Raw genomic sequence first — 6,226 nt, 5'->3', positions numbered from 1 at the left:
GGCTTGCCTGCGGCTTCCATACGCTTGCGCCAACGCCATTTCATCGCCATCCCGCCGAGCATACAGGCCTCGGAAGAGCCAATGGTGTTGGTGCCAACGGCCTGACCATTTTTCGGCGCAGGCGCATGCCACAAGTCAGCAACCATATTTACGCAACGCAGGTCGATAGCTGCAGATTGCGGATATTCTTCTTTGTCGATCCAGTTTTTGTTGATCGACAAATCCATCAATTTATGGACGTTTTCGTCGTCCCAGGTCTGGCAGAAAGTGGCCAGGTTCTGACGAGCGTTGCCATCAAGATATAATTCATCATTGATAATCTGGAATGCGACATCATCGCGCATTTCGTGCAGCGGAAATCGTTTTGACTCCGCGATAGTAGAAATGGCCTTTGCGCCAAAACGTGAATCGAGTAGTTCTGAGCGGAAATCCGTTAACAGCTTCTGGTCCATTTCGAACTCCTTAAATTTATTTGAAGGCAATAAAAAAGTAGGATTTATCCGCAATGGAAGCAAGGCATTACAGGCTTAATTTAAATAACAAAATCCTAAGCAGAAAAAGGACTTTTTATAATATAAACATTTAACATGATAATATTAAAAACAGACTTTATTGTCGTAATAAAAATCGCCCAAACATTCCTGTTCGGGCGATCAAATTAATTATTGTTTATCCTGCATATACGGCGTATATACCCCGTTCAGACTGTGCAGGAAAGCTACGATATCATCCACATCCTCCTGCGGTAGCTCTTTGCCTACCTGATAGCGCAGCATCAGTTTTACCGCCCCGTCCAGCGTCGGCACGTCACCGCGATGGAAGTACGGTGCCGTTAAAGCAACGTTACGTAAACCGGGTACTTTCTGACGCAATTTATCACGCTCTTCTTTAGTAACATTCATACGACCAATATCCGCCGCCGTAATTTCCCCAAAGTTAAAGTCTTTTTTCAGCCCCAACGGCTCGAAAGAACGTCCGCCGAGAATAATACCACCATGACAAGTTGCACATTTATTATCTTTAAATAATTGATAGCCTTTTTTCTGTTGCGCCGTCAGCGCATTCTCATCTCCACGCAACCATTTATCAAATGGGGAATCCGGCGTAATTAATGTTTTCTCAAATTCAGCAATAGCATCAGTAATATTTTCGCCACTGAAACCTTGCGGATAGACTTCGAGGAACTGCGCTTTAAGCTGCGGATCTTTTTCCAGCTTAGCAATAATTTCGTCCCAGGATTTCGACGCCATTTCAATCGGGTTCAACGGCGGTCCACCCGCCTGATCCTGCAATGTTGCCGCACGACCATCCCAGAACTGCTCAACGTTAAATACTGAGTTAAAGACCGTTGGTGCGTTAATCGGCCCAACGGCACCACCAACACCAATCGACGTTTTTCTACCATCAACGCCACCCGCATTTAACGCATGGCAATGTGCACATGAAATGGTGCTATCAGCCGATAAACGGGGATCATGATACAGCGTAAAACCCAACGCCACTTTTTGCGCATCGGTAGGCAGTTTTTGCGGAATAGGCTGCACCGGTTCATTGCGATGCTCCGGAGCAGTATCATTACTGGCGTAATATTCCGCGCGCTGTTTTGCAATCCAGGCAAGTATTTCCGCCCGCTCTTCATCACTCACCTTACCCGCCCAGTGTAGCGCGGTGTAACGCGTTGGCGGCATAGTTTCATACTGCATCACCCATTCAATCTTATTCAGATCGCTTTGCGAAACAGGTTTATCTGCCAACAGAGCCGCACGCACGGCCTCGAGGTTAAAAGATTTATATCCAAGCTTAATGTCGTAATCCATCAACTGTTTCGCGCCAGGAATATAATAATAGGCGGGTAATTCTGCCGAAGGCGTATGACAATAGTCGCATCCTTTTTCGCGAAGAAAACCTAAAACCTGATTATTTTCACTGACAGCAGATGCCTGAACATCGGCCTGTTTACTGCGTTTATTATCGTGGTACCACACATAACCAGATAACCCTAAATAGCAAATCGCGACGCCAGCCAGGCCGATCGCGGTAATACGTGAGACCATTTTCATTATTCTTCCCTCACGGTGGTGAGTTATTGTGACCCAGAAAATTTTCCAGAATGCTGCAAACGTCTCTGCGAGACAAAGCCATCATAAAAAACAGGGAAATACGCTTTTTGATAGGAATCAATCAATTACATGAATATAAACTATCAATAAGATAGTCTGTGCCTATTATACAGAGCAGGAATGGCATATCATGATTGCGGCGAGAGCAGGATTGAATGTTCTGAAAATGAAAAACAACACGGAATCCGTATTTTTATAAATTCTATTGATATTAGTGCGTTATATTTTTTGACAAGTTAATAAACGTGATCCACCGCACGCTTTGTCGCCCACCAGGCGGAGCGAATGACTACCCTTAAAGAAAAGCCCGATAATTAGCGACGAATTTCGGAGGTCGGATCCTTATGCTCAATCAGAAAATTCAAAACTCTAATCCAGACGAACTGATGATCGAGGTCGATCTCTGCTATGAACTGGACCCGTATGAATTAAAACTGGATGAGATGATCGAGGCAGAACCAGAACCCGAGATGATTGAAGGGCTGCCCGCCTCTGATGCGCTGACGCCTGCCGATCGCTATCTCGAACTGTTCGAGCATGTTCAGTCGGCGAAAATTTTCCCCGACAGTAAAACCTTTCCCGACTGCGCACCCAAAATGGACCCGCTGGATATTTTAATCCGCTATCGTAAAGTGCGCCGTCATCGTGATTTTGACTTGCGCAAGTTTGTTGAAAATCACTTCTGGCTGCCGGAGACCTACTCCAGCGAGTATGTATCGGACCCGCAAAATTCCCTGAAAGAGCATATCGACCAGCTGTGGCCGGTGCTAACCCGCGAACCGCAGGATCACATTCCGTGGTCTTCTCTGCTGGCGCTGCCACAGTCTTACATTGTTCCAGGGGGCCGTTTTAGCGAAACCTACTACTGGGATTCCTATTTCACCATGCTGGGGCTGGCGGAAAGTGGTCGGGAAGATTTGCTGAAATGCATGGCCGATAACTTCGCCTGGATGATCGAAAACTATGGTCACATCCCCAACGGCAACCGCACCTATTATTTGAGCCGCTCGCAACCACCGGTTTTTGCGCTGATGGTGGAGTTGTTTGAAGAAGATGGTGTACGCGGCGCGCGCCGCTATCTCGACCATCTGAAAATGGAATATGCCTTCTGGATGGACGGCGCAGAATCGTTGATCCCTAATCAGGCCTATCGCCATGTTGTGCGGATGCCGGACGGATCGCTGCTCAACCGTTACTGGGACGATCGCGACACGCCGCGTGACGAATCCTGGCTTGAAGACGTTGAAACCGCGAAACATTCTGGTCGCCCGCCTAACGAGGTGTACCGAGATTTACGCGCGGGGGCGGCCTCCGGTTGGGATTACTCTTCCCGTTGGCTGCGTGATACCGGTCGTCTGGCGAGCATTCGTACCACCCAGTTCATCCCTATCGATCTCAATGCCTTCCTGTTTAAACTGGAGAGCGCCATCGCTAACATCTCAGCGCTGAAAGGCGAGAAAGAGACAGAGGCGCTGTTCCGCCAGAAAGCCTGTGCCCGCCGCGATGCGGTAAACCGTTACCTCTGGGATGATGAAAACGGTATCTACCGCGATTACGACTGGCGACGCGAACAACTGGCGCTCTTTTCCGCTGCCGCCATTGTGCCGCTCTATGTCGGTATGGCGAACCATGAACAGGCCGATCGTCTGGCAAACGCCGTGCGCAGTCGGTTACTTACGCCTGGCGGGATTCTGGCAAGCGAGTACGAAACCGGTGAACAGTGGGATAAACCCAACGGCTGGGCACCGTTACAGTGGATGGCAATTCAGGGATTTAAAATGTACGGCGATGACCTTCTGGGTGATGAAATCGCGCGCAGCTGGCTGAAGACGGTGAATCAGTTCTATCTGGAACAGCACAAACTGATTGAGAAATACCATATTGCCGATGGTGTTCCCCGCGAAGGCGGCGGTGGCGAGTATCCGTTGCAGGATGGGTTTGGCTGGACTAATGGTGTGGTACGCCGTTTAATTGGTTTGTACGGCGAACCATAATATTTTTACAGCCAGCCGCTAACTTCCTGCTGGCTGTAAAATTATCCTCTTCAGGAGGAGATATTTAACATCATTGCCGCCTGGGTGCGATTTTTCACTTCCAGACGGCGATACAGGGATTCCAGATGCGCTTTTACCGTTCCGGTACTGATATTCAGCGCCCTGCCGATCTCTTTATTTGATTCGCCCGCCGCTAACATGGTTAAAATCTCCCGCTGGCGGGCGCTTAACGATTTGAGATCTTTAATGTCCTTTTCCGGCGTCGTTCGCCAGTCTCCCGGCAGAAACATCATCCCCATCGCCGCACTATTTACCGCCAACGCAAATGTCTCGACGGTTGAATCACGAGGCACAATAGCCAGCACATTAAAATGGATAACTTCCTGTAACCACCGTTTATTGCAATCCGTCGCCGTAATTAACACCTTAACCTCAGGAAATTGCACCACGGTTTTTTGCAGCAACCAGTAGCAAAACTCACCATCCTGATCGCCATCGAGCATCACTAAGGCTTCAGGGTAACTTTCCAGCTTTTGCCATAACTCGTCTGCCTGACTGGCCCCCTGAATACTCACTCCTGGAATACGTTGCTGTAAACTGATTTTCATTCCATGAATAAATATTGACTGCCTGTCAAACATGACTATTTGCATAACTGAATCTCCACCTGAATACGTTAAAAAGACTTAAGTAGTGGAAGGGTATTACCCGCGAGAAAAAATAAGAATTCGCCATTTGGCGGTGGCCATTCTACAGAGATGACGCGTAGAAAATAGTTACCGATATAAATGGTTACAGCTAAACGCCTGAAATTACATGTCGAGGGCATTATTTAAAACAATTTTGAGGATTTCCTTATATTGGTGGTTAGTACGCATGCAATTAAAAATGAAATTCCGCGACCACAAGCCAAAATAACAAACAGCAATGAGACAAAAATAAGCACAAATAGCCAACACGTCCTCTGTTCACTTTAAAGGAAATCGCTGAAAAATACGCTCTGTTTAAGGGGATTCACCTTTCTCATAAAGCTATTCTCCCCTTTTCCTACTGAGAAATCGCCACATTCGTCATGACAACATTGTGAAACCCGGCATTAGATGTTAGAAAAAACAATAAACAATGCGATATGCGCGTTACTGTTTCGCTGTGAACAACAATCGGTCAAAGAAATGGATAAAATTCACGCAATGCAGTTGTTCATCAAAGTCGCGGAGCTGGAAAGTTTTTCCCGCGCAGCGGATTTCTTTGCTTTGCCAAAGGGAAGTGTTTCGCGCCAGATACAGGCACTGGAACATCAACTTGGCACCCAGCTTCTCCAGCGCACCACGCGACGGGTCAAACTCACGCCAGAAGGCATGACCTATTATCAACGGGCAAAAGATGTGTTGAGTAATCTCAACGAACTGGACGGTCTGTTTCAACAGGATGCCACCAGTATCAGCGGTAAATTACGCATCGACATCCCGCCAGGAATCGCGAAAAGCCTGTTACTGCCGCGTCTGTCGGAATTTCTCTATCTGCATCCGGGAATTGAGCTGGAGCTGAGTAGCCATGACCGTCCGGTAGATATTCTTCACGATGGTTTTGATTGCGTGATACGCACTGGCGCGTTACCGGAAGATGGCGTTATCGCCCGTCCCCTCGGCAAACTGACCATGGTCAACTGTGCCAGTCCGCACTATCTGACGCGCTTTGGTTATCCGCAAAGCCCCGACGATCTGACTTCACACGCAATAGTGCGTTACACACCGCACCTGGGTGTACATCCGTTAGGTTTTGAGGTTGCCAGCGTTAATGGTGTCCAGTGGTTTAAGTCTGGCGGCATGTTGACGGTAAACAGTAGCGAAAACTATCTCGCCGCCGGTCTTGCCGGTCTGGGGATTATTCAGATCCCGCGCATTGCCGTGCGCGAAGCCCTGCGTGCCGGGCGGCTTATTGAAGTATTACCTGGCTACCGTGCCGAGCCGCTCTCCCTTTCGCTGATTTATCCGCAGCGTCGGGAGCTTTCCCGGCGTGTAAACCTGTTTATGCAGTGGCTGGCTGGCGTAATGAAAGAGTACCTGGACTGACCGACTATACTTTTTAAGAATGACCACGACAGAAGGACAA

The 6,226-nt window shown here is 48.2% G+C and carries 5 protein-coding genes; 2 read left to right on the top strand and 3 right to left on the bottom strand.

Going from position 1 to position 6,226, the window contains the following annotated elements:
* Both ATB02_RS20665 and ccp read right to left on the bottom strand, forming a co-directional pair.
* On the bottom strand, window positions 1–452 hold a 452-nt coding region (locus ATB02_RS20665), incomplete at its 3' end, for a pyridoxal-dependent decarboxylase (RefSeq protein WP_001756651.1).
* A gap of 210 nt (window positions 453–662) precedes the next feature.
* Window positions 663–2,060 carry a cytochrome c peroxidase gene (gene ccp, locus ATB02_RS20660; protein WP_000784846.1) on the bottom strand — a complete coding sequence of 466 codons (1,398 nt, stop codon included), beginning with the start codon at window positions 2,058–2,060 and terminating at the stop codon, window positions 663–665.
* A gap of 404 nt (window positions 2,061–2,464) precedes the next feature.
* Between ccp and ATB02_RS20655 the strand changes: the two genes are divergently transcribed.
* Window positions 2,465–4,114, top strand: coding sequence for an alpha,alpha-trehalase (locus ATB02_RS20655; protein WP_105272164.1), 1,650 nt, complete (start codon window positions 2,465–2,467; stop codon window positions 4,112–4,114).
* A 50-nt stretch (window positions 4,115–4,164) separates the two neighbouring features.
* Here ATB02_RS20655 and ATB02_RS20650 read toward each other — a convergent pair whose 3' ends face one another.
* Window positions 4,165–4,767, bottom strand: a complete 603-nt coding sequence (locus ATB02_RS20650; protein WP_001167676.1) for a helix-turn-helix transcriptional regulator — start codon at window positions 4,765–4,767, stop codon at window positions 4,165–4,167.
* Window positions 4,768–5,286: 519 nt separating this feature from the next.
* Between ATB02_RS20650 and ATB02_RS20645 the strand changes: the two genes are divergently transcribed.
* Window positions 5,287–6,186 (top strand): LysR family transcriptional regulator, encoded by a 900-nt coding sequence (locus ATB02_RS20645; protein ID WP_032321500.1) that lies wholly within the window; start codon window positions 5,287–5,289, stop codon window positions 6,184–6,186.
* Window positions 6,187–6,226 lie beyond the last annotated feature (40 nt).

The sequence above is a fragment of the Escherichia sp. MOD1-EC5189 genome, assembly GCF_002966045.1.
GTDB classification, from domain to species: Bacteria; Pseudomonadota; Gammaproteobacteria; order Enterobacterales; family Enterobacteriaceae; genus Escherichia; species Escherichia coli_F.
This window is presented reverse-complemented; position numbering and strand designations above follow the sequence as displayed.